Origin of the sequence: Streptomyces yokosukanensis, from assembly GCF_001514035.1 — a bacterium.
GTDB lineage: Bacteria > Actinomycetota > Actinomycetes > Streptomycetales > Streptomycetaceae > Streptomyces > Streptomyces yokosukanensis.
The window spans coordinates 194,226-219,320 of the sequence record NZ_KQ948208.1 but is presented as its reverse complement, the minus strand read 5'-3'; the positions used below and the strand labels follow the sequence as shown (position 1 = coordinate 219,320).

Here is a 25,095-nt window from a genome sequence, read left to right as displayed (position 1 = left end):
GAGCATTCATGAACCTCACCGTTTTCGGCGCCACCGGCGGCATCGGCCGGGAGATCGTGCGTCAGGCGCTCGGCGCCGGCCACCGGGTGACGGCGGTGGTCCGCGATCCGGCCCGGCTCGCCGTCACGGGCGAGGCGCTGGAGGTGTTCCGCGCCGACCTGACCGACCCCGAGGACCTGCGCGCCGCCGTCCGGGGCCGGGACGCGGTCCTGTCCGGGCTGGGCGCGCGCAGCCGCAAGGACGCCGGGGTCGCCACCCGGCTGACCGGTACGGTCCTGCGCGCCATGGAGGCGGAGGGCGTACGACGGCTGGTCGTGGTCAGCGCCGCTCCCGTCGGTCCCGCTCCCGAGGGCGACGGCCCCCTGGACCGCGCCGTGCTCGGCGTGGTGTCGGCCGTGCTGAAGGACGTCTACACGGACCTGCGCGGGATGGAAGCCGAGTTGGCCCGCAGCAGCACGGACTGGACCTCCGTACGGCCGCCGCGCCTGCAGGACAAGCCGCTCACCGGCCGCTACCGAAGCGTCGTCGGGGGCTTCCCGCGCAAGGGCCGCTTCATCGCCCGCGCGGACGTCGCGCACGCGATGCTGGCGATGGTCGACGACCAGGGCACGGTGAAGCAGGGCGTGGGAGTCGCGTACTAGCCGGGGCCTGTCCGGCGGATCGGGCGGCTGCCGAGGCCGGACCCCGCCCGGCCCTGCGCACCCGCCCCCACGGGCTCTGCGGGCTCGGCTTCCCCCACGGGGTCCTACAGGTCGACGCCCACCGTCACCGGCTCGTTGACGAGCGTGACCCCGAAGGCCTCGCGGACACCGGCGACCACCTCGCGGGCCAGCGCCAGCAGGTCCTCGGTGGTGGCCTCGCCCCGGTTGGTGAGGGCGAGGGTGTGCTTGGTGGAGATGCGGGCCGGTCCGGCGCCGTAGCCCTTGGTGAAGCCCGCCTTGTCGATCAGCCAGGCCGCGGACGTCTTCGTACGGCCCTCCCCCGCCGGGTAGGCGGGCGGCTCGGCGCCGTCGCCCAGCCGCTCGCGCACGCGCGCGTGGAACGCGGCGAACTGCTCGTCGGTGAGGATCGGGTTGGTGAAGAAGGACCCGGCCGACCAGGTGTCGTGGTCCTCGGGGTCGAGGACCATGCCCTTCCCGGCACGCAGCTTCAGCACGGTCGCGCGGGCGTCGGCGAGCGGCACCCGGTCGCCCGGCTCCACGCCGAGCGCGCGGGCCGCCTCGGCGTACTTGACGGGCGCGGACAGCCCGCCCGCGTCCTCCAGCTCGAAACGGACGCGCAGCACGACATGGCGCTCGGGGTCCGCCTTGAAGCGGCTGTGGCGGTACGAGAAGGCGCACTCCTCGTTCGTCAGCGTGACGGTCTCGCCGGTGCGCCGGTCGTAGGCGACGACCTCGGTGAGGGTGGAGGAGATCTCCTGGCCGTAGGCGCCCACGTTCTGGATCGGGGTGGCGCCCGCGGATCCGGGGATGCCGGCCAGGCACTCGATCCCGGCGAGCCCGGCCTCGACCGTGCGGGCGACGGCGTCCGTCCACACCTCGCCCGCCGCCAGCTCCAGCGTCGTGCCGCGCAACTCGACACCGCGCGTGGCGATGCGCACGGCGGTGCCTTCGAAGCCCTTGTCGCCGATGACCAGGTTCGATCCGCCGCCGATGACCAGCAGCGGCGTCCCGCTGTCGTCGGCCTCACGGACGGCGGCGATCACCTCGGCGTCGGTCACCGCGGTGACCAGACGCGTCGCGGGACCGCCCAGCCGGAAGGTGGTCAGCGGGGCAAGAGGGGCGTCGTGGAGTACCTGCACGGGCCCAAGACTACGAGACGGCTCCGACAGCACCGCACCCACGCGGGTGCCACGGAACGGTGTCGGCCACGGCACGTCGTGCGCCGATCGGTTTCGGGGGCGCCTACGGGGTACGGGCACGGGCACGCCGCTATGCCCACCGGGTACGGCCCCAGGGGATCCGGCTCGGCCGCACGCGCGCGTGGCGCAGGCGGGCACCGCGGATCCGGTGTCGGCCGCGCGCACGCGCGATCGGTGTCGGCCTCACATGCCCATCGCCCGCGCCTGCCCGTTCCGCGCCCGCCCTCCGGCGCCGTACGCGCGGACGCACGCGCGCGTGGCCTGGTGACGGGACCACGCGCGCGTGCGGCGAGGTGGGGCACACCGCTGTCCGGCGGGCTACTGCTTCAGCCGCTGCTCGGCCTCCGCCCAACTCGGCGGCAACCGGTCGCCGGCGGTCCGCCAGGTGGCGAAGGAGGCGTCGCGCATCTGGGGGGCCAGGGCGCGGGAGGTCGGCCGGTGGGCGCCGGAGTGCGCGAAGGCCTTCAGAGCGTCGGCGGACTCCCAGGCCGACAGCGTCCAGAAGGTCCGCCGCAGAGGCTGTGCCTTGAGCGTGGCGCCGTAGGCACCGCGCGCGCGGGCGATCTGGCGCCACACCCCAGGGGTACGGGCGAGGAAGCACAGGGCGCCCCACAGAGTGCGGGTCTCGAAGCGCGAGGCGAAGACGTACACCTCGGTGTCCCGCGGCGGAGCGGTCGGCACGACCCAGGGAAGAACGGGCATCACAGGCTCCCTGCGGCGGGGTTCCGGATCAACGGACCGAGGCTTCCAGAGCGGCGGCCTCCGGGGCGCCGGCTTCCAGGGCGTGGCCGGATGCCTGCTCCTCCCCCGCGCCGGCCCGGGCGGCGCTCCGCCGGGCCGGGATCACCAGGGCCGCGACCGCGGCGAGGGCGACCACCGCCGAGCCGGTGACCAGGGCGGGCCGCAGGCCGTCCACGAAGCTCTGCGCGCTCTCGTAGCCGCCCTGTGCGGAGAAGATCGACGACATGACCGCGATGCCGAGCGCACCGCCCACCTCGCGCAGTGCGTTGTTGGCGCCGGAGGCGATGCCCTGCTCCTGCGGGCGGACGCTGGACATCACGAGGTTGGCGGCCGGGGCGAAGTAGAGGGCCATGCCGATCCCGCTGATGATCAGGGCGGGCAGCTGGACGGCGTAGGAGGCGTCCACGGTGGCCACGACGGCCATGTAGCCGAGTCCGACGGCCTGCAGGAACAGGCCCGCGGCGACGACCGGCCGGCCGCCGATGCGGTCGGAGAGGATGCCGGCGACCGGCGCGACGAGCATCGGCATGCCGGTCCAGGGAAGCATCCTCAGGCCCGCCTCGGTGGGCGAGTTGCCGAGCACGCCCTGCATGTACTGGCTGAGCAGGAAGATCGAGCCGAACATGCCGACGAACATGAGCAGGCTGGCCGCGTTGATCCCGGAGAAGGCGCGGGACCGGAACAGCCTCATCGGCAGCATGGGGGCTGCCGCGCGGGAGCTGTACAGGATGAAGCCGAAGAGCAGCGCGGCGCCGGAGAACAGCGCGGTGAGCACCAGGATGTCGGTCCAGCCGTCGGCGGGCCCGCGGACCAGGCCGTAGACGATCCCGAAGAGCCCGCCGCTCGCGAGCAGGGTGCCGGGGACGTCGAGCCGGGCGCCGGCGCCGTAGGACTCGGCGAGGCGCAGGCGGGCGAGCGGCAGCGCGATCAGGCCGAGCGGGACGTTCAGCCAGAAGATCCAGTGCCAGGAGACATGCTCGGTGAGGCTGCCGCCGATGAGCGGTCCGGAGGCGACGGCGAGCCCGTTGACGGCGCCCCAGATGCCGTACACGGTCCCGCGCCTGGCGGCGGGCACGGCCGCCGTCAGCAGGGTCAGCGTGAGCGGCATCATCACGGCCGCGCCGACGCCTTGGACCGCGCGGGCGGCGATCAGCGAGCCGATGCCGGGTGCCATGGCCGCCGCGGCGGAGGCACCGGTGAAGACGGTCAGCCCGGCTATGAAGAGCCGGCGGCGTCCGAAGCGGTCACCGAGCGCGGCGCCGAACATCAGCAGGACGGCGAAGGTGAGCGTGTAGGCGCTCACGGTCCACTCGAGGTCGTCCAGCGCGCCGCCGAGGTCCTTGCGGATGGAGGGCAGGGCGGTGGTGACGACGAGGTTGTCGAGGGCCGCCATGAACCCGGCGACGCTGGTGATGACGAGAGCCCACGCGGCGCCTCCGCGCCGCGCGCTGTGCTGTGCGTTCTGTTCCGACATCTCTCCCCCAGAGAGCACTTCTAGTTAGTTATTGATGACTAACTTCTGCGGACAGGAAAGAGGCGGGAACACCGCCTCGATTCGCTACTTCTCCAGCCGCCCGGTGGTCCGGGCCGACGGATACATCCCCTGCCAGACCCGGTGTTCGGGCGGGAATCCCATGGCGGCGAGGGTGTTGATGAGCATTCCGTACGCCAGGAAGGTCGTGGTCTCGCCGTCGTCGGCTCCCAGCGGCAGGTGAACCGTGTCCCAGAGCTTCATCCAGGCCGCCCGCACGGCCTCTCCGAACTCGTGGTCGCCCTCCGCCTCGGCGGCCGCGACCGTGATGTACGTCTGCATCTGCATCTGGAGGTTCTCGGGCCGCTCCGTGATCAGCCGCACATAGGCGTTCGCCATGGCATACAGAGCCTCCTCGCCCTGCAGCCCCTCGGTCGCCTCCTCGAAGACCCGGCGGGTGTCCTCCACGCACCGGAGCGCCGCCTCGGCGAAGATCGCCTTCTTGCCCGCGAAGAGCCGGAAGAGGTACGGCTGCGAGACGCCCACGCGGGCTGCGATCGCCTCCGTGGAAGTGCCGTAGAAGCCCCTCTGCGCGAACTCGGCGATCGCCGCGCGGATGACGCTCTCGCGTCGCTCTTCTGCGCTCATCCTGACCATGCGGAGAAAGTTAGTGCTCAATCACTAATTTGGCAAGAGGCGCGCTGGGGCGCGGACACGCGTAAGGGGCGCCTCTCTAGGGAGGACGCCCCTTACATCAGCACTTCTTGGCTCGGCACCGCTTGCCGCAGCCCTTCGCGCGCCCCGTCAGGCCAGTCGTACGACCGCCCGGGACATGCCCAGCACCTTCTGGCCGGCGCTGGTAGCCGTCAGATCCACGCGCACGGTGTTGTCGTCCAGCTTGGCCGCGACCTTGCCGCTGACCTCGATCAGGGCGCCCTGGTCGTCGTTGGGCACGACGACGGGCTTGGTGAAGCGGACGCCGTACTCCACGACCGCGCCCGGGTCCCCGGTCCAGTCGGTGACCACGCGGATCGCCTCGGCCATGGTGAACATGCCGTGCGCGATGACGTCCGGCAGACCCACCTCCTTGGCGAACTTCTCGTTCCAGTGGATCGGGTTGAAGTCCCCGGAGGCGCCCGCGTACCGCACGAGCGTGGCACGGGTCACGGGGAAGGTCTGCGCCGGCAGTTCGGTGCCGACCTCGACGTCGTCGTACGCGATGTTCGCCGTCATCAGATCCTCACGCCCCCTCGGCCGCGCGGGCCACGAGCTTCGTCCAGGCGGTCACGACGTGCTCGCCCGCCTCGTCGTGCACCTCACCGCGGATGTCCAGGATGTCGTTGCCCGCGAGGGACTTGATCGCGTCGATGGTGGAGGTGACCGTGAGCCGGTCACCGGCGCGCACAGGGCGGCGGTAGGCGAACTTCTGGTCGCCGTGCACCACGCGGCTGTAGTCGAGGCCGAGTTGCGGGTCCTCGACGACCTGTCCCGCGGCCCGGAAGGTGATGGAGAACACGAAGGTCGGCGGGGCGATCACATCGGGGTGACCGAACGTCTTCGCCACCTCGGGGTCCGTGTACACCGGGTTGGTCTCACCCACCGCCTCGGCGAACTCGCGGATCTTCTCCCGGCCCACCTCGTAGGGCGCGGTGGGCGGGTAGGTCCGTCCAACGAAGGACTGGTCGAGCGCCATGGCCCGGCACCTCCTGGTGTCTGCTGTGATTGCCCCAAATTAGCCCGAACCCAGCCGGGAATTGCGCGGGGGGACGGGTGGCCGCCCAGCGGGTGTGCCGGTGATCGATCAACGGGGGAATCGATCATGGGTGAGCAGGTGAAACGACACGAGGCCGCCCCCTCGGAAGGGGACGGCCTCGTGTACGAGCCTGTTTATCGCGTTTCGCGGTGCGCAGTATGCGCGTTGCAACGCGGGCAGTGCTTCTTCATCTCAAGGCGATCCGGGTTGTTACGCCGGTTCTTCTTGGTGATGTAGTTCCGCTCCTTGCACTCCACGCAGGCCAGCGTGATCTTCGGGCGGACGTCGGTGGCAGCCACGTGAGTGCTCCTAAGACGAACGGATGGGCTAATTCAACGCAAGAAAGAGTAGCCGATCGAAGGACCGACCCCGCAATCGGCTACTGTCAGTAGCGGTGACCGGACTTGAACCGGTGACACAGCGATTATGAGCCGCTTGCTCTACCGACTGAGCTACACCGCTACGATGCGATCAGACCCCGCCTTTCGACGGAAACCTCACGCACCAGAGCCCCAAAACGGAATCGAACCGTTGACCTTCTCCTTACCATGGAGACGCTCTGCCGACTGAGCTATTGGGGCGAGCGATGAAGACATTACACGGTCCGCCGCCGTTCACCCAAATCCGTATCCGGCCGCCCTCCGCACCCCTCATCCCGTCCCCCGCAGCGGCCTCATGAGCCGCAGTGAGGGGTGAGGGAAGGCGCGGAGGAAGACGCCCGACGCTCGGCACGCGCGTGGACGTCACGGGAAGGGCGGGCGCCACGCGGGCGGGCGTAGCGAGGCGGGCGGCGGCCGCCATGCGGGTGGGCGTCCTCCGCGAGCAGGAACCCCGCGCGGGTGGGCGCCGTGGCGGCGCACCGGAGCGACGCAGGGGGCGTCGTGGAAGCAGGCCGGCGCGACGCAGGGGGCTCCGTCGAGGCTCGCCGGGGCCGCACGGATGGGCGACATGCGTGCCACCAAGGGCGGACCACACCGGTACGACTATTGCGCTCCTGCGCGTCCTGCGCGGCTCGCCAGCCTAGGCTCGACCCGATCTGCATGATCTTGGGGCGCACGCGCCCCGATCCGTCAGGCGGGCCCGCCCCGAGCCCCCAGTACCGACCCTGGAGCGCGATGCCCGACAGCCAGCCGCAGCCCCACCCGCCGTCGAACTCATCGGGATCCTCGGGACAGTCCGACCCGGCCGCCCTGCTGTTGTGCGGAGCGCGGCTCACCGACGGCCGGACCGTGGACGTACGGCTGGGCGGCGGACGCATCGAGGCGGTGGGCACGGCCGGGAGTCTGGCGCCCGGTCCGGCCCGGACGGGCGCCACGCGCGTGGACCTGAGCGGCTACCTGCTCCTGCCGGCCCCGGCCGAACCGCACGGCCACGGTGACACCGCGCTGTCCGCCGAACAGCCCGGCCCGGTGTCGTACGCCCCGGACGACGTCCAGCGCCGGGCCACGGAGGCGGCTCTGCTGCAGCTCGGGCACGGAGCGACCGCCGTACGCGCGCACGTGCGCGTGGGCGACGTCCAGGGACTCGGCGCGCTGGGCGCCGTTCTGCACGCCCGGCGCTCGCTGCGGGGGCTCGCCGAGCTGACGACGGTGGCGATGCCACGGCTGCTGACCGGCGCGGCGGGGGCGGACGGGCTGGCGATGCTGCGCGACGCGGTCAAGATGGGCGCCTCCGTGGTCGGCGGCTGCCCCGACCTGGACCCCGATCCCACGGGCTACGTCGAAGCCGTCCTGGAGGTGGCCTCCGAACACGGCTGCCCGGTGGACCTGCACACGGACGCCTCCGACCCGGCCCGGTTGTCCCGGCTCGCGGCCATGGCTGGCGGTTTGCGCCCCGGCGTGACGATCGGACCGTGCGCCGGTCTCGCGCGCCTGCCCTCCGAGGCCGCGTCACGTGCCGTGGACCAGCTCGCCGCGGCCGGCGTGACGGTCGTGTGTCTGCCTCAGGGCGGCTGTTGCGGCGCCGACCGCCGGGGCGCCGCTCCGGTACGGCTGCTGCGCGCGGCCGGGGTGCGCGTGGCGGCCGGCAGCGGCGCCCTGCGCGACGCCTCCAACCCCGTCGGCCGCGGAGACCCCCTGGAGGCGGCCTATCTCCTCGCGTCCGCCCACGGACTGCGCCCGGAGGATGCCTACGAGGCCGTGAGCGCCTCGGCCCGCAGGGTGTTGGGCCTGCCGGAGGTACGCGTGGAAGCGGGCTTCCCCGCCGACCTCCTGGCCGTGCGCGGCGACCGCCTGGCCGGCGCCCTGTCCCTCGCCTACAGCCGGATCGTGGTCCACCGGGGCCGGGTGGTGGCGCGCACGAGCGCGGTGCGGGAGTACTGCAACTCGGCGGCCACGGTGGAACTCGGGCTGCCGCGCCAGGGACGCGGCGAGTTGTCGTGAGAGAGCCGGGGTGTCGGTGGCGCGCGCTGGGCGCATGACCGGAGGTGCGCGCCAGGCGCACCTCCACTGACACACACCCGGCGTGCGCCCTTCTCACCGCGCTGGGCTCGCACCTCGCCCGCGCGCCGGGCTCACAGCGGCGTCCGCGCACCGGATCATGTATGCGTTCGCACGCGGGGCGCGTAGCAGTGCTCATGCGCCGAGCACGCGATCCAGAGCGCGCGCCCCGCGCATGTCTGCGCACGCCGGGCGCGTACCCGCACGAGTGAGCCCGGCGCGCTCCGGCCATGCCAGTGAACTCGTGCGGCGAATGCGCCCCTTCCGGCGTACGGTCGGATTCATGCGCATTGTCATCGCTGGTGGTCATGGTCAGATCGCGCTGCGGCTCGAGCGCCTGCTCTCCGCGCGCGGAGATGAGGTCGCGGGGATCATCCGCAAGGCGGAGCAGGGTGACGATCTGCGGGCGGCCGGTGCCGAACCGGTCCTGCTCGACCTGGAGTCCGCCTCGGTGGAGGCGGTCGCGGCGCACCTCCAGGGCGCCGACGCGGCGGTCTTCGCGGCCGGTGCGGGCCCGGGCAGTGGTGTGGGCCGCAAGGAGACGGTGGACAGGGGTGCGGCGGTGCTGTTCGCGGACGCGGCTGTCCGCGCGGGCGTGCGTCGCTTCGTGGTCGTGTCCTCGATGGGCGCCGATCCCGCGCATCAGGGCGACGACGTCTTCGACGCGTACCTGCGGGCCAAGGGCGAGGCGGACGTGTACGTCACCCGCCAGGAGGCTCTGGACTGGACGATCCTGCGCCCCGGCTCGCTCACGGACGACGCGGGCAAAGGCCTGGTCCGCCTGGAGGCGCACACCGGGCGCGGGGCGATCCCTCGGGACGATGTGGCGGCCGTCCTCGCGGAATTGGTCGACACCCCGGCGACGACCGGCCTGACGCTGGAGCTGATCAGCGGATCGACCCCGGTGTCGGTCGCGGTGAAGTCGGTGGCCGGGAACTGAGGAGTGCCACCGGCCGTTGAACGGTCGATGGCACCATCAAGGCCTCCAGCACCGCCCGTTGGCGCCCCGCCGGATCCCGTCGCCCGGCCTCCCCGGCCCGTCCTCCCTCGCCCCTCCGTCATTCAGAACAGCGGCAGCTGCCCGGGAAACTCCGGTACGGCGTATCCGTCCAACGCTGGCTGGATCGCCCCGAGTTGTGCCTGTCGGCGCGATCCGGCGCAGGAGACGAGTTCTCCGCTCTCCCGCGCCCCGGGCGGGTCGTGTCGCGCGAAGCGGCCCGCGACGACGGCGATGTCGCGGCGGCACACGGGACAGGTTCTGCGTCGGGAGGACATGCCGCCAGTGTGCCCGCAGTCGAGACGGCGGCGACACCGCGTCAGGTGCGGGTCTCGGCTTCCCAGCGGTCGGGGCCCACCCCGCGCCAGTCGATCAGCGGGGAGTCGGCGACCTGCTCCGGCTCGATCTCCAGCCCCGCGCGCCGCAGGAACTCCACGAGGTCCCGCACGCTGTGCGCCAGGCCGAGGATCTCGCCGTCCACCCGCACCCGGCGGCCGCCGGTCGAGGACGGCAGATGCACGACGATGGGTCGCTTCCCGGCCATGGCTCCAGCATCGTCCGAACCGCCCCGACCCGCACCCGGACCCGGGCCGGTCGTTCCGGAGCCCCCGGCGTGGCACCGGGGCGGCACAACGGGCATGTGGGGGCTCCCCCTTCGGCGAGCACGCCTGCCGCCAGGCGGCGCCGCCGACCACTTCCATCACTGAGACGCAGGTCACACCGACCGCTGTCACAGCGTGCGCGGCTGTTCTGTCCAAGAGGGCGAAGCCATCGGACATCGAACAACGACGCAGGAGCACACCGTGGAAGCTCGTCTGAACGTCATGGCCAGCCCGGTCGCCGCCAAGGCGATGAAGCACATCATCGCCGCGGGAATGGCCCTCTCGGAATCCACCGTGCCGGCCTCGACACGCGAACTGGTGATGCTCCGCGCCAGCCAGATCAACGGCTGCGCCGGATGCATCGACATGCACACCAAGGAAGCGACCGCGGCCGGGGAGACCGCCGTACGCCTCCACCTGGTCGCCGCCTGGCGGGAGGCCAAGGTCTTCACCGACGCCGAGCGCGCCGCCCTGGAACTGGCCGAGCAGGGCACCCGTATCGCGGACGCGGCCGGCGGCGTCCCGGACGAGGTCTGGGCGAACGCGGCCAAGCACTACGACGAGGACCAGCTCGCCGACCTGGTGACCCAGATCGCAGTCATCAACGCCTTCAACCGCGGAAACGTCATCACCCAGCAGCCCGCCGGCGACTACGAGGCCGGTATGGCCGCCAAGTTCCACTGACGGTTCCGTCCCGCACGGCCGGTGCACTCGACCGGCCGTGCGGGACGACAACCAACGACGAGAGCCCCGTGATCTGTTCTCACAGATCACGGGGCTCTCGTTCCCGTGTGGCGGCGCCAGGATTCGAACCTGGGAAGGCGAAGCCGGCAGATTTACAGTCTGCTCCCTTTGGCCGCTCGGGCACACCGCCGGGTTGGCCACCAGACCGGACCGCTTTGGGGCGGCGCTTCCTGGCGACGTCGTAAACGATACCCGATACACAGGGGTGCTTCGCCACCCGGTTGATCTCCACCCCTTGGCTCGTGGGGTGGCTAGGCTGGTGCGGATGCGGCCCGGCGTATGCCGGACCCGGCAGCCGCCGCCGCGCACGCCGGCACGCACCCGATTCGCACCCCGATACAAGGAGCCACAGGACATGGCCGACTCCAGTTTCGACATCGTCTCGAAGGTCGAGCGGCAGGAGGTCGACAACGCCCTCAACCAGGCCGCCAAGGAGATCTCGCAGCGCTACGACTTCAAGGGCGTGGGTGCCTCGATCGCCTGGTCCGGCGAGAAGATCGAGATGCGTGCGAACTCCGAGGAGCGGGTCAAGGCCGTCCTCGACGTCTTCGAGTCCAAGCTGATCAAGCGCGGTATCTCGCTGAAGGCGCTGGACGCGGGCGAACCGCAGCTTTCCGGCAAGGAGCACAAGATCTTCGCGTCGATCCAGGAGGGCATCTCCCAGGAGAACGCGAAGAAGGTGGCGAAGATCATCCGCGACGAGGGCCCGAAGGCCGTGAAGGCCCAGGTCCAGGGCGACGAGCTGCGCGTCTCCTCCAAGAGCCGTGACGATCTGCAGGCCGTGATCGCGCTGCTCAAGGGCAAGGACTTCGACTTCGCGCTGCAGTTCGTGAACTACCGGTAAGAGACCGGCAGGACATCGGCAAGAGGTATGCCGAGAGGCACGAAGGGTGGGCACCCCCGAGCGGTGCCCACCCTTGTGCGCTGCCGGCGCCGCGCTCAGTCCCGCGAGTTGCCGAACAGGATGCGATAGACGATCAGCAGCACCAGGGAGCCGCCGATGGCCGCGGCCCAGGTGGCGCCGTCGTAGAAGCTCTTGGTGACCGGGTGGTGCAGCCAACGCGCGGAGATCCAGCCGCCGATGAAAGCTCCCGCTACGCCGATGAGGGTCGTGCCGATGAAGCCACCGGGGTCGCGGCCCGGTAGGAGAAGCTTGGCGATGGCTCCGGCCAGCAGTCCCAGGATGATCCAAGCGATGATGCTCATGCCGTGAACCTGCCCTTCCGTGCTGTGTCCGCACTGCTTGGCCGCTGAGAATCCGGTGAGGACCTGCCGCCCACGCGCGCGTGTTCGTGCTGTGTCGGTGGAGAGGACGCCACGGATCCACCACATGGTTGCCGCGCTCAGTAGGGTGCGGCGCATGACGCCTTCCGGTACCGAACTGCGCCGCACCCTGGGCGTACGGGACGCCGTGGTCGTAGGCCTCGGATCGATGGTGGGGGCCGGTGTCTTCTCGGCTCTGGGACCGGCCGCGCGTGCGGCCGGGACGGGGCTGCTGCCCGGGCTGGCGCTCGCGGCCGTGGTGGCCTACTGCAATGCCATGTCCTCGGCGCGTCTCGCGGCCCGCCATCCGGCCTCCGGCGGGACGTACGTGTTCGGGCGGGAGCGGCTGGGCCCTTTCTGGGGGTATCTCGCGGGCTGGGCCTTCGTGGTCGGCAAGACGGCGTCCTGCGCGGCCATGGCGCTCACCGTGGGCGCGTACGTCTGGCCGGGGCAGGCGCACACGGTGGCGGTCGCGGCCGTGGTGGCCCTGACAGCCGTGAACTACGGCGGTGTGCAGAAGTCGGCCTGGCTGACGCGCGTGATCGTGGCGGTGGTGCTGGCCGTTCTCGCGGCCGTGGTGGTCGTGTGCCTGGCCTCCGGACGGGCCAACGCCGGGCGACTGGACGTCGGGCTGTCGTCGGGCGCCGGCGGGGTGCTCCAGGCCGCGGGACTGCTGTTCTTCGCGTTCGCCGGGTACGCGCGGATCGCGACCCTCGGGGAGGAGGTGCGTGATCCGGCGCGCACGATTCCGCGCGCGATCCCGCTGGCCCTGGGGATCGCACTCGTGGTGTACGCGTGCGTGGCCGTCGCGGTGCTGGGCGTCCTCGGCGCGGACCGGCTCGGGCACACGGCGGCTCCGCTGGCCGACGCGGTACGGGCGGCCGGTGCTCCGGGGCTCGTGCCCGTGGTGCGGGCCGGGGCGGCGGTGGCGGCCCTCGGTTCGCTGCTGGCGCTGATCCTCGGCGTGTCCCGTACGACGCTCGCCATGGCCCGGGACGGGCATCTGCCGGGGGCGCTCGCGGCCGTGCACCCCCGCTTCCGGGTGCCGCACCGGGCCGAGCTGGCCGTGGGCGCGGTGGTCGCCGTGCTGGCCGCGACGGTGGACGTGCGCGGCGCGATCGGCTTCTCCTCGTTCGGGGTGCTCGCCTACTACGCCGTCGCCAACGCTTCCGCGTGGACGCTGAGTCCGGCTCCGTCGGCCCGTGCAGTGCCCGTGGTGGGCCTCCTGGGCTGCGCCGTGCTGGCGTTCGCGCTGCCCACCGCCTCGGTGGCCGTAGGGGCCGCAGTGCTGGCGGTGGGCGTCGCGGCCTATGGCGTACGGCTACGGGCGCGACGCCGCGGCGAGTGACGTGCCGTCAGCGCGGCTGGGACCGTCCGCGCCACCGGTGCGGCCCGGCGTCCCGCCGGAGTGCTCAGCGGGACGCGAACGGCTGGTCCGTGGGGACGATTTCGCGGCCCAGCGGCAGCAGGGAGACCGGGATCAGCTTGAAGTTGGCGATGCCGAACGGGATGCCGATGATCGTGATGCACAGGGCGATGCCGGTGACGATGTGGGCGAGCGCCAGCCACCAGCCGGCCAGGATCAGCCACAGGACGTTGCCGACGCAGGAGGCTGCTCCGGCGTCCCGGCGCTCGACCGTGGTGTACCCGAAGGGCCACAGGGCGTAGAGGCCGATGCGGAAGGCCGCTATGCCGAACGGGATGCCGATGACGGTGATGCAGAGCAGGACACCGGCGAACAGATAGCCGAGGAACAGCCAGAAGCCGCTCAGGACGAGCCAAATGACGTTCAGGATGGTCTTCACCGGGTGCGTCCTGCCATCTTCTCTAGCCGGGCGATGCGATCCGCCATCGGCGGGTGTGTGGAGAACATCTTCGTCAGTCCTTGGCCCGCGCGGAAGGGGTTCGCGATCATCATGTGGCTGGCGGTCTCGATCCGGGGCTCGGGCGGGAGCGGAAGCTGCTGGGTGCCCGCCTCCAGCTTGCGCAGGGCACTGGCGAGGGCCAGCGGGTCGCCGGTGAGCTGGGCGCCGGAGGCGTCCGCCTCGTACTCGCGGGAGCGGCTGACCGCCAGCTGGATGAGGGTGGCGGCGAGCGGCCCGAGGATCATGATCAGGAGCATGCCGAGCAGGCCGGGGCCGTCGTCGTCGTCCGAGCGGCCGATCGGGATCAGCCAGGCGAAGTTCACGAGGAACATGATCACCGAGGCGAGGGCGCCGGCGACCGAGGAGATGAGGATGTCCCGGTTGTAGACATGGCTCAGCTCATGGCCGATGACGCCGCGCAGCTCGCGCTCGTCCAGCAGGCGCAGGATGCCCTCGGTGCAGCACACGGCCGCGTTGCGGGGGTTGCGGCCCGTGGCGAAGGCGTTGGGGGCCTCTGTGGGCGAGATGTACAGCCGGGGCATGGGCTGGCGGGCCTGCGTCGACAGCTCGCGGACCATCCGGTAGAGCGCCGGGGCCTCGAACTCGCTGACCGGGCGGGCGCGCATCGCGCGGAGCGCCAGCTTGTCGCTGTTCCAGTACGCGTACGCGTTCGTACCGAGCGCTACCAGGACCGCGACGACGAGTCCGGTGCGGCCGAAGAAGCTGCCGATGACGATGATGAGTGCGGACAGTCCCCCGAGGAGTACTGCGGTCCTGAGCCCGTTGTGCCGGCGGTGCACCGTGCGCCCTCCAAATCGTGCAGCTGGGGAACACTTTGGTCCAGTGGACCCTCCCACTTGTGACAACGCCAGGCGGCGGTCACGAGTTCCCTGTCGGCTGCGTGGGCACCGGTCGGCCGTACGGGTGACGTGCTCGTTCGCGTGCCCGCGCGCGTGACGGCACGGATGCGCCACGCGCGCGGGCCGGCTTTCCTCGGCGGTCCGGCGTGCGTCGGGAACGGCCCGGTGGCCTTGGCGGATCAGGCTCAGAACAGACCGGTGGCCGCGAAGCGGAGGACCAGCTGGGGTGCTCCGGACAGGGCGACACCGAGTACGCCGGTGAGGGCGAGGGCGGCCGTGAGAGGGGCCGGGACGCGGTGGCGGGCGGTCTCGCCCTCGGGGGCGCGGAACAGCAGCGCCGTCCACTGCAGGTAGTAGAAGAGGGCGATCACCACATTGACGGCCATGACGACGGCGAGCCATCCGAGGCCCGCGTCGACGGCCGCCGAGAACACGGTGACCTTGGCGAACAGCCCGATGATCCCCGGCGGCAGCCCGGCCAGGCACAGCAGGAAGAACGCCAGCAGAAGCGCGGCGAGCGGGTTGGTCGTGTACAGGCCCCGGTAGTCGCTGATCCGGTTGAGGGTCCGGTTGCGGCCCACCAGGGCGGCCACCGTGAACGCACCGAGGTTCACGGCGGCGTACATCAGCGCGTAGGCCACCGTGGAGCCGATCGCCTTCTGCGGGTCCTTGGCGTAGCCGGCGGCGGCGATCGGCACCAGCAGATAGCCGGCCTGGCCGACGGAGGACCAGGCGAGCAGCCGTACGGCGCTGTACGCGCGCGTGGCCTCCTGGCGCAGGGCGCCGACGTTGCCGACGGTCATGGTGAGAGCGGCCAGCGCGGCGAGCGCGGGCCCCCAGACATCGGCGTACGAGGGGAACGCGACGACGGTGACGAGGATCAGGCCGGAGAAGCCGACCGCCTTGCCGACGACCGACAGGTAGGCGGCGACGGGCAGCGGCGCGCCGACGTAGGTGTCGGGCACCCAGAAGTGGAAGGGGACGGCGGCCGTCTTGAAGGCGAAGCCGATCAGGGTGAGGACGACACCTGTCTGAGCCAGCGTGTGCAGCTGGCTGTCGACGTGTGCAAGACGCTGGGCCACCTGGGTGAGGTAGAGCGTGCCGGTGGAGGCGTAGACGAAGCTGATGCCCATCAGGCTGACCGCGGTGGCGGTCACCGAGGACAGGAAGAACTTCAGGGCGGCCTCGGAGGACCGCTTGTCGCCGTGCCGGATGCCGACGAGGGCGAAGGCGGGCAGGGAGGCGACCTCCAGGGCGACGATCAGGGTGGCCAGGTCGCGGGAGGCGGGCAGCAGCGCGGCGCCGGCCGCGGAGGACAGCAGCAGGAACCAGAACTCGCCCGGCGGGACGCGCCGCTCGTCGTCCTTGAGGTTCGTGACGGACAGCAGGGCTGCGAGCAGGGCGCCGCCGAGGACGAGGTACTGGATGACGAGCGTGAAGTGGTCGGCGGTGTAGCTGCACGCGCGCGTGGCGCCGTTCACGCAGAAGGTGCTGCGGTCGCCGTCCAGGAGGGGCAGGAGCATCAGTGCGGCCGCGGCGAGGCCGGCGACCGAGATCCAGCCCAGGACGGCCTTGCGGGCCTCGGGCAGGAACAGGTCGGCGACCAGGACGACGAGCCCCACCGCGGCGGCGATGGTCGGCGGGGCGACGGCGAGCCAGTCGACGGACTGCACGAGCGACTCGGCGAGGGGCTGGGCGCTCATCGGGTGCCTCCTGCGAGGAGCTGGTGCACGGCCGGGTCGGTCAGGCCGAGCAGCGCCCTCGGCCACAGTCCGGCGAGGACGGTGAGGGCGACGAGCGGGGTCCAGGCGGCGAATTCGTAGCCGTGGACGTCGGCGAGCTTCGGGGCCTCCTGCTCGACGCCGCCCATGCAGACGCGGCGGACCACGATCAGCATGTACGCGGCCGTCAGCAGGGTGCCGAAGGCGCCGATCGCCATGAAGGTGAGGAATGCGGGCCGGCTGAGGTCGGCGGCGGGCTTGAAGGCGCCGAACAGGGCCAGCATCTCGCCCCAGAACCCGGCGAGGCCGGGCAGACCGAGTGAGGCGACGGCACCGAAGGCGAGCAGCCCGCCGAGACGCGGAGCCTTGCCGTACAGGGCGGCGCCGGTCTCCTCGGCGAGAGTGTCGAGGTCGCTGGTGCCGGTGCGGTCCTTCAATGCGCCGACCAGGAAGAACAGGAGGCCGGTGATGAGTCCGTGGGCGATGTTGGCGAACAGGGCGCCGTTGACGCCGGTCGGGGTCATGGTGGCGATGCCGAGCAGGACGAAGCCCATGTGGCCGACGGAGGAGTAGGCGATCAGCCGCTTGAGGTCGCCCTTCGCGCCCCGCTTGGCCAGGGCCAGGCAGGCCAGGGATCCGTAGATGATCCCGACCACGGCGAACGCGGCGAGGTACGGCGCGAAGGTGTGGAAGCCGTGAGGGGCGATCGGCAGCAGAATCCGGACGAACCCGTACGTACCCATCTTCAGCAGAACGCCGGCCAGCAGGACCGAGCCGACGGTCGGCGCGGCGGTGTGGGCGTCGGGCAGCCAACTGTGCAGCGGCCACATCGGCGCCTTCACCGCGAGCCCGATCCCGATCGCCAGAACGGCGATGACCTGCACGGATGAGGTCAGCGACCGGCCGTTGTCAGTGGCGAGTGCCACCATGTCGAACGTGCCCGCCTTGATTCCGATCAGGAGCAGGCCGAGCAGCATGACGACGGAGCCGAGCAGCGTGAACAGGATGAACTTCCACGCGGCCCGGGTCCGACCCTCGCCGCCCCAGCGGGCGATGAGGAAGTACATCGGGATGAGCACCATCTCGAACGCGAGGAAGAACAGCAGCAGGTCGAGGACGGCGAAGGTCGCGAGGGTACCGGACTCGAGCAGGAGCAGCAGCGCGACGAACGCCTTCGGGGAGCCGCCCGCGGGCGGCTTGAAGTAGGAGTACAGCGCGCAGAGGAAGGTCAGGAGCGCGGTCAGGACCAGAAGGGGGAGGGAGATGCCGTCGATGCCGAGGTGGATCCGCACATCGAGTGCGGGGATCCAGCTGATGTCGGTCGTGGCCTGCATCTTCGACGGATGGGCGTGGTCGAAGCCGAGCGCGAGGGCGATCGCGGCGATGAGGATCGCGCCGGTCACGGTCACGCCGTGCCGCAGCACGGCCTGCTCGGGCGACTTCCCCTTCAGCCCGGGCGGGGCGGGCAGGAGAGCGGCGACGGCGCCGAGGAGCGGGCCGACGACGACGAATGCCAGAAGGAACTGCATCACGGACTCGTTGATATCGATCACGTCTGCTCACGCTCCCGCGGCGACGAGGACGACGGCGACCGCCAGGACGACGGTGCCGGCGAGCAGCGCGCTCACATAGGTCTGCACATTGCCGGTCTGCGCCCGCCGTACGGCGGCCCCGAGCAGCCGGGGCAGGGCCGCCGCGCCGCGTACGTAGGTGTCGACGACCGCGCTGTCGAGGAAGCGGACGAGACTCGCCGCGGCCTGGACGGGGCGGACGAACAGCGCCGCGTACACGGCGTCCAGGTGGAAGCCGGCGGCCGCGGGCCGGTACAGCGGGCCGAGCAGCAGCCGGCCGGGGTCGGCCGTGCGGACGAGGTCGCGGTAGGCCGGCCCGTGGCCGGCGAGGGCGTGGGCCTCGACCAGGCTGGCGTCACCCTCCGGGTGCGCGGCGGCCTCGCCCTGGAGGCGCTCCCACTCGAAGGAGGGCGCGGGCGCCGCCGGGACGCGGGCGGACAGTGCGCTGGTGCGCTGCCAGGCGCCGTAGGCGAGCAGCCCCCCGACCAGGGCGAGGCCCGTGCTGAGGATGGAGGTGAGCAGGGTCGGGGTCAGATCGCGGCCGTCGAACCAGCCGGGCAGCGAGCGGTAGGCGAGCCCGCCGAAGGCGAGGGACGGCACGGCGAGGACCCAGAGCACCACGGTCATCGTCAGCGGCTGGCGACCGTGGTCGGGGGCCTCGGCACCCCGGCCGCGGAAGGCCAGCAGCCACAGCCGGGTCGCGTAGGCAGCGGTGAGCAGGGCGGTGAACAGGCCTGCGACGAGGACGATCCAGCCGGCGGCGCCGGGCGCGTGGTCGGTGCTCCCCGTGACGACGTGCTCGGCGGCGCCCAGGACGGACTCCTTGGAGAAGAAGCCGCTGAACGGCGGGATCGCGGCGAGCGCGAGGAGCGCCACGGTCATCGTCCAGTAGGCGTCCGGGACGCGGTCGCGCAGGCCGCGCATGCGGGACATGGCGGCCAGCGAGTTGGTGCCGGCGGCGTGGATGATCACGCCGGCCGCGAGGAAGAGCAGCGCCTTGAAGGCGCCGTGCGAGAGGAGGTGGAAGACGGCGGCGCCGCGGTCGCCGACGGCGAGGGCGCCGGTCATGTAGCCGAGCTGACCGATCGTCGAGTAGGCGAGGACGCGCTTGATGTCGTCCTGGGCGAGCGCTGCGAGACCGGAGCCCGTCATGGTCACGGCGGCCATCACGGCGAGCACCACCATCGCGGCCGAGGAGGCCTCGAAGACGGGAAGGAGACGGGCGATGAAGTAGACACCGGCGGCGACCATCGTCGCGGCGTGGATCAGCGCCGAGACGGGCGTCGGGCCCGCCATCGCGTCCGGGAGCCAGGTGTGCAGCGGGAACTGCGCCGACTTGCCCGCGACGCCCGCGAGGAGCAGCAGGGCGATCAGCGTCGGGTGGTGCAGGTCGCCGCTCGCGACGGCGCCGAGGACGCGGGTGACGCGGAAGGACCCGGCGTCGGTGGCCAGCGCGAACAGGCCGATGAGGAACGGCACGTCACCGAGCTTGGTGACGAGGAAGGCCTTCAGTGAGGCGGCGCGGGCCTCGGGGGTCTCCCAGTAGTGGCCGACCAGGAAGTAGGAGCAGATGCCCATGACTTCCCAGCCGACCAGCAGCACGATCAGGTCGCCGGAGTAGACGACCAGGAGCATCGCGGAGGTGAACAGGGAGACGAGGGCGGCGTAGGAGGGGTAGCGCGGGTCGTCCCGCAGATAGCCCGTCGAGTAGATCTGCACGCAGGTCGCGACGAACGCGACCAGGATCGCGACGAGCGCGGCGAAGCCGTCGATGTGCAGGGCCAGCTCGATCGGGACCGAGCCGGTGGGCGTCAGCTCGGTGTGGGCGTCGACGGCCTGGCCGCCGCCCTGGCGTACGGCGACCAGCGCGGCCAGGACGAGCGAGGCCAGCGGCGGCAGCACGGCGAGCGGGCGGACGAACCCGGGCGCGGTGCGGCCGAGCAGCAGTCCGGCCGCGGCACCCAGGAACGGCAGGAGGGGGACGAGGGCGGCGAGGGCGGTCGTGGTCACGCGGTGGCCTCAGCCTTCTCCGCCTCGGAGGAGTCGGGGCCGCCGGTCTCGGGGCCCTCGGCGGTGTCGCGGAGCTTGTCGATGTCGGAGGTGCCGCGGTTGCGGTAGACGGCGAGCACGATCGCCAGGCCGATGCCGATCTCGGCGGCGGCGATGGCGATGGTGAACAGGGTCAGGGCCTGACCGGAGTGCAGGGTCTCCTGCGCGGCCCGGCTGAGCCAGACGTCGAAGGCGACCAGGTTGAGGTTGACGGCGTTGAGCATCAGCTCGACCGACATCAGGACCAGGATCGCGTTGCGGCGGGCGAGGACGCCGTACAGGCCGGTGCAGAAGAGGAGGGCGGAGAGGACGGCGGGATAGGCGAGGTGCATCAGCGGGCGCCTTCCTTCTCGCCGGGACGGGCCACGGGGGTGTCCGCGGTGGCCTTCGGGCCGGAGGTCGCGCCGGGCCCGGCCGCCGCGCCGGCCGTGGGCCCGGCCGTGGGGCCGGAGGCATCCGCGTCCGCCGTCGCCTTGCGGGACAGCACGATCGCGCCGACCAGGGCCGCGAGGAGGAGGACGGAGAGGGCCTCGAAGGGCAGGACCCAGTGCCGGAAGAGGCTCTCGCCGGTGACCCGGGTGGTGCCGGCGGGCGGGCCGTCCAGGTCGATCCAGGTGGCGCGGAAGGCGTCGACGACCACCCACACCAGGGCGACGGCGGCGGCGACCGCGACGGTCAGGGCGGCCCAGCGGTTGCCGGAGTCGGCGTCCGGGGAGCGGCCGATGGGCGCCTTGGTGAGCATCAGACCGAACAGGAGGAGGACGACGACGGAACCGACGTAGATCAGGACCTGGACCCAGGCGATGAACTCGGCCGTGAGCAGCAGGTACTCCACGGCGAGGCCACCGAGCGCGACCACGAGCCACAGGGCCGCGTGCACCAGCTGGCGGGTCGTGACGGTGACCAGTGCCGCGCCGAAGGTGACCAGGCCGACGAGGAGGAAGGCGATCTCGACGCCGGTCGGGGACAGGAAGCCGTGCTGGGCCGCGGCCGGGTTCAGGGACGAGGCGAGTCTCATGAGTCGCCCTCCTGCGGTTCGGCCTGCGCGGCCGCCAGTTTCTCGGCGGTCTTGCGGGCGGCGGCGATCTCCTTGGGCTCCTCGGCGGCGGGGTCCAGGGCGGGTGGGGCCGGGACGGTCCACATCCACTCGCGGAGCTTGTCCCGCTCGTGGGTGAGGTCGTGGATGTCGGTCTCGGCGTACTCGAACTCCGGGGACCAGAACAGCGCGTCGAAAGGACAGACCTCGATGCAGATACCGCAGTACATGCACAGGGAGAAGTCGATGGCGAACCGGTCGAGGACGTTGCGGCTGCGCTCACGGCCGCCGGGGGCGGCGGGCGGGACGGTCTCCTTGTGGGAGTCGATGTAGATGCACCAGTCCGGGCACTCGCGGGCGCAGAGCATGCAGACGGTGCAGTTCTCCTCGAACAGGCCGATCACACCGCGGGTGCGGGGCGGCAGTTCGGGCTGGGCGTCCGGGTACTGCTCGGTGACCGACTTCCGGGTCATCGTGCGCAGGGTGACGGCCAGGCCCTTGGCCAGGCCGCTGCCGGGGAAGCGGGGCCGGGTGGGCGGGAGTGGCTCGGCCACTAGGAGATCACCACCTTGACGATGCCGGTGAGGGCGATCTGGGCGAGGGAGAGGGGGACGAGGAGGGTCCAGGAGAGCTTCTGGAGCTGGTCCTCGCGCAGCCGCGGATAGGTGACGCGGAGCCAGATGACGACGAAGGCGAGGATCGCGGCCTTCAGCAGGGTCCAGACCCAGCCGAGGCCGTCGGCGCCCCAGGGACCGTGCCAGCCGCCCAGGAAGAGGACGGTGGTCAGGCCGCACAGGACGACGATGCCGGCGTACTCGGAGAGCAGGAACAGGGCGAAACGCAGACCTGTGTACTCGGTGTACGCGCCGAAGATGATCTCCGAGTCGGCGACGGGCATGTCGAACGGCGGGCGCTGCAGTTCGGCGAGTCCGGCGACGAAGAAGACGACGGCGCCGACGATCTGCCAGGGCACCCACCACCAGTGGAAGGCGTGCAGGATGCCCGGCAGGGAGACGGTGCCGGCGGCCATGGCGACCGAGGCCGCGGCGAGCAGCATCGGGAGTTCGTAGGCGAGCAGCTGAGCGGCCGTGCGCAGGCCGCCGAGCAGGGAGAACTTGTTCGCGCTGGCCCAGCCGGCCATGAGCGAGCCGAGCACGCCGACGCCCATCACGGCGAGCACGAAGAACACGCCCGCGTCGAGGACCTGGCCGACGGCGCCCTCGCTCGGGCCGATCGGGATGGCGAGCAGGACGAGGAGGTACGGCAGCAGGGCGACGGCGGGGGCGAGTTGGAAGACGCGGCGGTCGGCGCCGGCCGGGACCACGTCCTCCTTCTGCGCGAACTTCACGCCGTCCGCGATGAGCTGGGCCCAGCCGTGGAAGCCGCCCGCGTACATCGGGCCGAGGCGGCCCTGCATATGGGCCATCACCTTGTGCTCGGTCTGGCCGACGATCAGCGGGAAGGTGAGGAAGACGACGAACACGACGAGGAGTCGCAGGGCGACGTCCAGCGCGTCGTTCACTGCGGGCCTCCTGTGGGGTCGTCGTCGGGGGTTTCAGGCGTGTCGGTGCGGTCGGCGCCGGTGGCGGGCTCGTTGGGTTGCTGCACGGTCCGCTCGGATTCCGTCGACTCGTCGAAGGCCGGGCGGGCGTGGTGCCACGGCGCGTCCGAGCTGCGTGGGGCCGTGCTCCGGCGGGCGGGGCGGGCCGCACTGTCCGGTGCGGTCGGTTCGGCCGGAGGCTGCGCCGTCGGTTCGGCCGGAGGCTGCGCCGTGGGCTCGGCCGGAGCTTGTGCCGTCGGTTCGGCCGACGTCGGCTCCTGAGGCCCCGGCCGCTGCGAGGCCGAGCCCTCCGAGGCACTGCGCGCGCGCCGCGCACGTGCCGGTGCCGGGCCGGGCGTGGGCGCCGGGGAGGCCGCGTCCGCAGAGCCTTCCGCCGCCTGGCCGACGGCGTCCTCGCCACCCGCCGCCGTCTGGCTCACCGAGCCCTGGCTCGCGCTTCTCGTCCGACGCGGACGGGCAGCCGCACCCGTACCGGTACCAGCACCACTACCGGCGGCGCCAGCACCCGGAACTCCCGCCGCACCCGCGACAGCCTCGTCGGTCGGCTCGGTCGGTGTGGGTTGCTGTGGCGCCTGGCTCGCGGAGCCTTCCGCCGCCGTACGGGCGCGTCGTACCGGGCGCTCCCCGGCGGCACGGGCCGGGCGCTCCCCGGCCGCGCGGGCCGCCGCCGCACCCCGCGCCGGGCGGGCCGGGGCGGGCGGGAGCTGGCCCTTGAGGGGGCCCCACTCGTTGGGGTCGGGCACGCCCGGGGGCAGCATCTGCCGGCGCTTGGGGCCACCGTGTTCCGATTCGCCGGGCTCCTTCGCGCCGGGCCAGGCCTTGGCGACGCGGGCGGCGAGGACGAAGTCCTTGCGCAGCGGGTGCCCCTCGAAGTTCTCGGGGAGAAGGAGGTGCTCCAGCGACGGGTGGCCCTCGAAGCGGACGCCGAACATCTCGTGGGTCTCGCGCTCGTGCCAGGCGGCGCCCGCGTAGACGCCGACGGCGGAGGGCAGCGTCGGCGCGTCGTGCGGGACGGTCGTGCGGACGAGGAGACGGCGGACCGGGTGCAGGGCGACGACGTGGGCCGAGACGCGAAAGCCCGTGCCCGGTTCGTCGACCGCGCTCAGCCAGTCGAAGTAGGTGCAGCCCAGGGTCGTACGGGCCGTCTCCAGGGCGGTGAGCCAGGAGGACGGGGTGACGTCCACGGTCAGGAGGTCGTACGACTCCTCGGCCGTGGCGTCCGTGCCGAAGAGGTCCTCGACCGGGGCGGGCAGCCAGCCGACGGTACTCATCGGGGGTCCCCCTCCCCGCCCGCAGCAGAACCCGAAGCAGAGCCCGAAGCCGAACCCGGCGCCGGAGACGAAGGAGGAGCCGAAGCCGGGGTCGGGGCCGGGGGCTGCACCAGGTCGCTGGTCAGGGCGGCTGCCGACGGCCGGGCGGGCCCGGTGCCGTAGCGCTCCCCGAGCGACTCTCGGGCGATCTTCTCCTGGAGCTTGAGGATGCCCTGCAGCAGGGCCTCGGGGCGCGGCGGGCAGCCGGGGACGTACACGTCCACCGGGATGATCTGGTCGACGCCCTTGGTGACGGAGTACGAGTCCCAGTAGGGGCCGCCGCAGTTGGAGCAGGCGCCGAAGGAGATGACGTACTTCGGCTCGGGCATCTGCTCGTACAGGCGCTTCACGGCCGGGGCCATCTTGTCCGTCACCGTGCCCGACACCACCATCAGGTCGGCCTGACGGGGTCCGGGCGCGAACGGGATCACGCCGAGGCGGATGAAGTCGTGGCGGGCCATCGACGCGGCGATGAACTCGATCGCGCAGCAGGCGAGGCCGAAGTTGAAGACCCAGAGCGAGTACCGGCGGCCCCAGTTCAGGACCACCTTCATCGGCTCGGGGGCGAGCCTGGCCAGCGCGCCCAGCTTCTTCGGCTCCGGCAGGTGGACGGGGTCCGGGTTCACGTCCATGCCAGGACGCCCTTCTTGTATGCGTACAGCAGGCCCACGGCGAGGAAGCCGAGGAAGACGAACATCTCCACCAGCGTGGTCGCGCCGTAGCCGGGGGCGGCGAAGACCGTCGCCCAGGGGAACAGGAAGATCGAGTCGACCGCGAAGATCACGTACAGGAAGGCGTAGACGTAGTAGCGGACCTGGGTGTGGGCCCAGCCCTCGCCGACGGGGTCGACACCGCACTCGTACGTCAGGAGTTTCTCGGGGGTCGGCACGATCGGGCGCAGCAGCCGGCCGGCGCCGAAGGCCACCGCGACGAACAGCACGCCGACGAGGGCGAGCAGGCCCACCACCGAGTACGACCGGAAGTAGCCGGCCGCGATGGCATGCGCCGCTGTGGCCGTCGAGTCCCCCAACGTCTCCCGCACCGTCCGACCTCGCTCTCTGACCTCGTGATCCCAGTGAACCCTGTAATGCAACGTGATTCGACGATCTGTACGCACGGGAGTCTAGGCCCTGATAAAGAACTGGTAAGCAGCCCGTCACGGCGTGAGACCGGTGAGGAGCGCGGGGGTGGGGTTTTCCCCCGTCGGCGGAGGGCGGCATACCGCATGGCGCGCAGGGCACCGGGCACGGCA

Annotated in this window: 28 protein-coding genes and 3 tRNA genes; 6 read left to right on the top strand and 25 right to left on the bottom strand. The window is 71.9% G+C overall.

Annotated features, from left to right (window positions below):
* Positions 1–8: 8 nt before the first annotated feature.
* A complete protein-coding gene (locus tag AQI95_RS07545; protein WP_067119387.1) occupies positions 9–641 on the top strand; it encodes an NAD(P)-dependent oxidoreductase in 633 nt (210 codons plus the stop codon).
* Between the two features lie 104 nt (positions 642–745).
* Here the strand turns inward: AQI95_RS07545 and AQI95_RS07540 are convergent, their stop codons facing one another.
* The 9 genes from AQI95_RS07540 to AQI95_RS07505 form a co-directional block, all read right to left on the bottom strand.
* Positions 746–1,801, bottom strand: coding sequence for a UDP-N-acetylmuramate dehydrogenase (locus tag AQI95_RS07540; protein ID WP_067119386.1), 1,056 nt, complete (start codon positions 1,799–1,801; stop codon positions 746–748).
* 378 nt (positions 1,802–2,179) lie between these two features.
* Positions 2,180–2,563, bottom strand: coding sequence for a DUF3291 domain-containing protein (locus tag AQI95_RS07535; RefSeq protein ID WP_067119383.1), 384 nt, complete (start codon positions 2,561–2,563; stop codon positions 2,180–2,182).
* A 28-nt stretch (positions 2,564–2,591) separates the two neighbouring features.
* Positions 2,592–4,076, bottom strand: coding sequence for a DHA2 family efflux MFS transporter permease subunit (locus AQI95_RS07530; protein ID WP_079071120.1), 1,485 nt, complete (start codon positions 4,074–4,076; stop codon positions 2,592–2,594).
* Positions 4,077–4,160: 84 nt separating this feature from the next.
* Positions 4,161–4,730 carry a TetR/AcrR family transcriptional regulator gene (locus AQI95_RS07525; protein ID WP_208614099.1) on the bottom strand — a complete coding sequence of 190 codons (570 nt, stop codon included), beginning with the start codon at positions 4,728–4,730 and terminating at the stop codon, positions 4,161–4,163.
* A 147-nt stretch (positions 4,731–4,877) separates the two neighbouring features.
* The gene (locus AQI95_RS07520) at positions 4,878–5,306 is read right to left on the bottom strand and encodes a MaoC family dehydratase (protein WP_067119380.1); all 429 of its coding nucleotides are present in this window, start codon (positions 5,304–5,306) and stop codon (positions 4,878–4,880) included.
* 7 nt (positions 5,307–5,313) lie between these two features.
* Entirely contained in the window at positions 5,314–5,766 is a 453-nt protein-coding gene (locus AQI95_RS07515) for a MaoC family dehydratase N-terminal domain-containing protein (protein WP_067119377.1), read from the bottom strand.
* 194 nt (positions 5,767–5,960) lie between these two features.
* Complete coding sequence (gene rpmG, locus AQI95_RS44600; RefSeq protein ID WP_003948671.1) at positions 5,961–6,125, bottom strand: 50S ribosomal protein L33; 165 nt, start codon at positions 6,123–6,125, stop codon at positions 5,961–5,963.
* Positions 6,126–6,215: 90 nt separating this feature from the next.
* Positions 6,216–6,288: transfer RNA gene (locus tag AQI95_RS07510), tRNA-Met, on the bottom strand.
* A gap of 46 nt (positions 6,289–6,334) precedes the next feature.
* A tRNA-Thr gene (locus AQI95_RS07505) sits at positions 6,335–6,407 on the bottom strand.
* A 534-nt stretch (positions 6,408–6,941) separates the two neighbouring features.
* Between AQI95_RS07505 and AQI95_RS07500 the strand changes: the two genes are divergently transcribed.
* Both AQI95_RS07500 and AQI95_RS07495 read left to right on the top strand, forming a co-directional pair.
* Positions 6,942–8,207, top strand: coding sequence for an amidohydrolase family protein (locus AQI95_RS07500; RefSeq protein ID WP_067119373.1), 1,266 nt, complete (start codon positions 6,942–6,944; stop codon positions 8,205–8,207).
* Positions 8,208–8,547: 340 nt separating this feature from the next.
* Entirely contained in the window at positions 8,548–9,204 is a 657-nt protein-coding gene (locus AQI95_RS07495) for an SDR family oxidoreductase (protein WP_067120384.1), read from the top strand.
* Positions 9,205–9,326: 122 nt separating this feature from the next.
* Here AQI95_RS07495 and AQI95_RS44595 read toward each other — a convergent pair whose 3' ends face one another.
* Together AQI95_RS44595 and AQI95_RS07490 are read right to left on the bottom strand one after the other, a co-directional pair.
* Positions 9,327–9,539 (bottom strand): hypothetical protein, encoded by a 213-nt coding sequence (locus AQI95_RS44595; protein ID WP_079071119.1) that lies wholly within the window; start codon positions 9,537–9,539, stop codon positions 9,327–9,329.
* 41 nt (positions 9,540–9,580) lie between these two features.
* A complete protein-coding gene (locus AQI95_RS07490) occupies positions 9,581–9,805 on the bottom strand; it encodes a hypothetical protein (RefSeq protein ID WP_208614098.1) in 225 nt (74 codons plus the stop codon).
* Between the two features lie 259 nt (positions 9,806–10,064).
* Here AQI95_RS07490 and AQI95_RS07485 point away from each other — a divergent pair, with 259 nt between their 5' ends.
* On the top strand, positions 10,065–10,547 hold the full coding sequence (locus AQI95_RS07485; RefSeq protein ID WP_067119370.1) for a carboxymuconolactone decarboxylase family protein: 483 nt from the start codon (positions 10,065–10,067) through the stop codon (positions 10,545–10,547).
* 108 nt (positions 10,548–10,655) lie between these two features.
* Here AQI95_RS07485 and AQI95_RS07480 read toward each other — a convergent pair.
* Positions 10,656–10,737, bottom strand: a tRNA-Tyr gene (locus AQI95_RS07480).
* 225 nt (positions 10,738–10,962) lie between these two features.
* Here AQI95_RS07480 and AQI95_RS07475 point away from each other — a divergent pair.
* Complete coding sequence (locus tag AQI95_RS07475; protein ID WP_067119367.1) at positions 10,963–11,451, top strand: YajQ family cyclic di-GMP-binding protein; 489 nt, start codon at positions 10,963–10,965, stop codon at positions 11,449–11,451.
* Between the two features lie 95 nt (positions 11,452–11,546).
* Here AQI95_RS07475 and AQI95_RS07470 read toward each other — a convergent pair whose 3' ends face one another.
* On the bottom strand, positions 11,547–11,813 hold the full coding sequence (locus tag AQI95_RS07470; protein ID WP_067119364.1) for a GlsB/YeaQ/YmgE family stress response membrane protein: 267 nt from the start codon (positions 11,811–11,813) through the stop codon (positions 11,547–11,549).
* 154 nt (positions 11,814–11,967) lie between these two features.
* On the opposite strand from AQI95_RS07470, the gene AQI95_RS07465 reads away from it, so the two are divergent.
* Entirely contained in the window at positions 11,968–13,218 is a 1,251-nt protein-coding gene (locus tag AQI95_RS07465; RefSeq protein ID WP_067119361.1) for an APC family permease, read from the top strand.
* 64 nt (positions 13,219–13,282) lie between these two features.
* Here AQI95_RS07465 and AQI95_RS07460 read toward each other — a convergent pair whose 3' ends face one another.
* The 12 genes from AQI95_RS07460 to AQI95_RS07405 all read right to left on the bottom strand — a co-directional run bounded on the left by AQI95_RS07460 (position 13,283) and on the right by AQI95_RS07405 (position 24,885).
* Entirely contained in the window at positions 13,283–13,675 is a 393-nt protein-coding gene (locus AQI95_RS07460) for a YccF domain-containing protein (protein ID WP_067119358.1), read from the bottom strand.
* Positions 13,672–14,535 carry a zinc metalloprotease HtpX gene (htpX, locus tag AQI95_RS07455; RefSeq protein WP_067119357.1) on the bottom strand — a complete coding sequence of 288 codons (864 nt, stop codon included), beginning with the start codon at positions 14,533–14,535 and terminating at the stop codon, positions 13,672–13,674. Before htpX ends, AQI95_RS07460 begins: the two co-directional genes overlap by 4 nt.
* Before the next feature lie 245 nt (positions 14,536–14,780).
* Positions 14,781–16,298 carry an NADH-quinone oxidoreductase subunit N gene (locus tag AQI95_RS07450; protein WP_067119355.1) on the bottom strand — a complete coding sequence of 506 codons (1,518 nt, stop codon included), beginning with the start codon at positions 16,296–16,298 and terminating at the stop codon, positions 14,781–14,783.
* A complete protein-coding gene (locus AQI95_RS07445) occupies positions 16,295–17,869 on the bottom strand; it encodes an NADH-quinone oxidoreductase subunit M (RefSeq protein WP_067119349.1) in 1,575 nt (524 codons plus the stop codon). The genes AQI95_RS07450 and AQI95_RS07445 overlap by 4 nt, the downstream gene beginning before the upstream one ends.
* A 6-nt stretch (positions 17,870–17,875) precedes the next feature.
* The gene (locus AQI95_RS07440) at positions 17,876–19,897 is read right to left on the bottom strand and encodes an NADH-quinone oxidoreductase subunit 5 family protein (RefSeq protein WP_067119346.1); all 2,022 of its coding nucleotides are present in this window, start codon (positions 19,895–19,897) and stop codon (positions 17,876–17,878) included.
* The gene (gene nuoK / locus AQI95_RS07435; RefSeq protein WP_067119343.1) at positions 19,894–20,268 is read right to left on the bottom strand and encodes an NADH-quinone oxidoreductase subunit NuoK; all 375 of its coding nucleotides are present in this window, start codon (positions 20,266–20,268) and stop codon (positions 19,894–19,896) included. Before nuoK ends, AQI95_RS07440 begins: the two co-directional genes overlap by 4 nt.
* Complete coding sequence (locus AQI95_RS07430) at positions 20,268–20,954, bottom strand: NADH-quinone oxidoreductase subunit J family protein (protein ID WP_067119341.1); 687 nt, start codon at positions 20,952–20,954, stop codon at positions 20,268–20,270. Before AQI95_RS07430 ends, nuoK begins: the two co-directional genes overlap by 1 nt.
* Positions 20,951–21,445 carry a 4Fe-4S binding protein gene (locus tag AQI95_RS07425; protein ID WP_067120381.1) on the bottom strand — a complete coding sequence of 165 codons (495 nt, stop codon included), beginning with the start codon at positions 21,443–21,445 and terminating at the stop codon, positions 20,951–20,953. The genes AQI95_RS07430 and AQI95_RS07425 overlap by 4 nt, the downstream gene beginning before the upstream one ends.
* Before the next feature lie 80 nt (positions 21,446–21,525).
* Positions 21,526–22,494, bottom strand: coding sequence for a complex I subunit 1/NuoH family protein (locus AQI95_RS07420; RefSeq protein WP_067119333.1), 969 nt, complete (start codon positions 22,492–22,494; stop codon positions 21,526–21,528).
* Positions 22,491–23,804, bottom strand: a complete 1,314-nt coding sequence (locus AQI95_RS07415) for an NADH-quinone oxidoreductase subunit C (RefSeq protein WP_067119331.1) — start codon at positions 23,802–23,804, stop codon at positions 22,491–22,493. Before AQI95_RS07415 ends, AQI95_RS07420 begins: the two co-directional genes overlap by 4 nt.
* Complete coding sequence (locus tag AQI95_RS07410; protein WP_067119328.1) at positions 23,801–24,475, bottom strand: NADH-quinone oxidoreductase subunit B; 675 nt, start codon at positions 24,473–24,475, stop codon at positions 23,801–23,803. Before AQI95_RS07410 ends, AQI95_RS07415 begins: the two co-directional genes overlap by 4 nt.
* Positions 24,466–24,885 carry an NADH-quinone oxidoreductase subunit A gene (locus tag AQI95_RS07405; RefSeq protein WP_067119325.1) on the bottom strand — a complete coding sequence of 140 codons (420 nt, stop codon included), beginning with the start codon at positions 24,883–24,885 and terminating at the stop codon, positions 24,466–24,468. Before AQI95_RS07405 ends, AQI95_RS07410 begins: the two co-directional genes overlap by 10 nt.
* Positions 24,886–25,095 lie beyond the last annotated feature (210 nt).

What these genes read in the sequence shown, in the direction of transcription:
- AQI95_RS07490 (WP_208614098.1), bottom strand. Translation starts at nt 9,805, where the DNA reads ATGGCCGGGAAGCGACCCATCGTCGTGCATCTGCCGTCCTCGACCGGC.
- AQI95_RS07520 (WP_067119380.1), bottom strand. Translation starts at nt 5,306, where the DNA reads ATGACGGCGAACATCGCGTACGACGACGTCGAGGTCGGCACCGAACTG.
- AQI95_RS07410 (WP_067119328.1), bottom strand. Translation starts at nt 24,475, where the DNA reads ATGGACGTGAACCCGGACCCCGTCCACCTGCCGGAGCCGAAGAAGCTG.
- AQI95_RS07525 (WP_208614099.1), bottom strand. Translation starts at nt 4,730, where the DNA reads ATGGTCAGGATGAGCGCAGAAGAGCGACGCGAGAGCGTCATCCGCGCG.
- nuoK (WP_067119343.1), bottom strand. Translation starts at nt 20,268, where the DNA reads ATGCACCTCGCCTATCCCGCCGTCCTCTCCGCCCTCCTCTTCTGCACC.
- AQI95_RS07415 (WP_067119331.1), bottom strand. Translation starts at nt 23,804, where the DNA reads ATGAGTACCGTCGGCTGGCTGCCCGCCCCGGTCGAGGACCTCTTCGGC.
- AQI95_RS07465 (WP_067119361.1), top strand. Translation starts at nt 11,968, where the DNA reads ATGACGCCTTCCGGTACCGAACTGCGCCGCACCCTGGGCGTACGGGAC.
- AQI95_RS07530 (WP_079071120.1), bottom strand. Translation starts at nt 4,076, where the DNA reads ATGTCGGAACAGAACGCACAGCACAGCGCGCGGCGCGGAGGCGCCGCG.
- AQI95_RS44595 (WP_079071119.1), bottom strand. Translation starts at nt 9,539, where the DNA reads ATGTCCTCCCGACGCAGAACCTGTCCCGTGTGCCGCCGCGACATCGCC.
- AQI95_RS07425 (WP_067120381.1), bottom strand. Translation starts at nt 21,445, where the DNA reads ATGACCCGGAAGTCGGTCACCGAGCAGTACCCGGACGCCCAGCCCGAA.
- AQI95_RS07450 (WP_067119355.1), bottom strand. Translation starts at nt 16,298, where the DNA reads ATGAGCGCCCAGCCCCTCGCCGAGTCGCTCGTGCAGTCCGTCGACTGG.
- AQI95_RS07500 (WP_067119373.1), top strand. Translation starts at nt 6,942, where the DNA reads ATGCCCGACAGCCAGCCGCAGCCCCACCCGCCGTCGAACTCATCGGGA.
- AQI95_RS07545 (WP_067119387.1), top strand. Translation starts at nt 9, where the DNA reads ATGAACCTCACCGTTTTCGGCGCCACCGGCGGCATCGGCCGGGAGATC.
- AQI95_RS07430 (WP_067119341.1), bottom strand. Translation starts at nt 20,954, where the DNA reads ATGAGACTCGCCTCGTCCCTGAACCCGGCCGCGGCCCAGCACGGCTTC.
- AQI95_RS07470 (WP_067119364.1), bottom strand. Translation starts at nt 11,813, where the DNA reads ATGAGCATCATCGCTTGGATCATCCTGGGACTGCTGGCCGGAGCCATC.
- AQI95_RS07535 (WP_067119383.1), bottom strand. Translation starts at nt 2,563, where the DNA reads ATGCCCGTTCTTCCCTGGGTCGTGCCGACCGCTCCGCCGCGGGACACC.
- AQI95_RS07495 (WP_067120384.1), top strand. Translation starts at nt 8,548, where the DNA reads ATGCGCATTGTCATCGCTGGTGGTCATGGTCAGATCGCGCTGCGGCTC.
- AQI95_RS07515 (WP_067119377.1), bottom strand. Translation starts at nt 5,766, where the DNA reads ATGGCGCTCGACCAGTCCTTCGTTGGACGGACCTACCCGCCCACCGCG.
- AQI95_RS07475 (WP_067119367.1), top strand. Translation starts at nt 10,963, where the DNA reads ATGGCCGACTCCAGTTTCGACATCGTCTCGAAGGTCGAGCGGCAGGAG.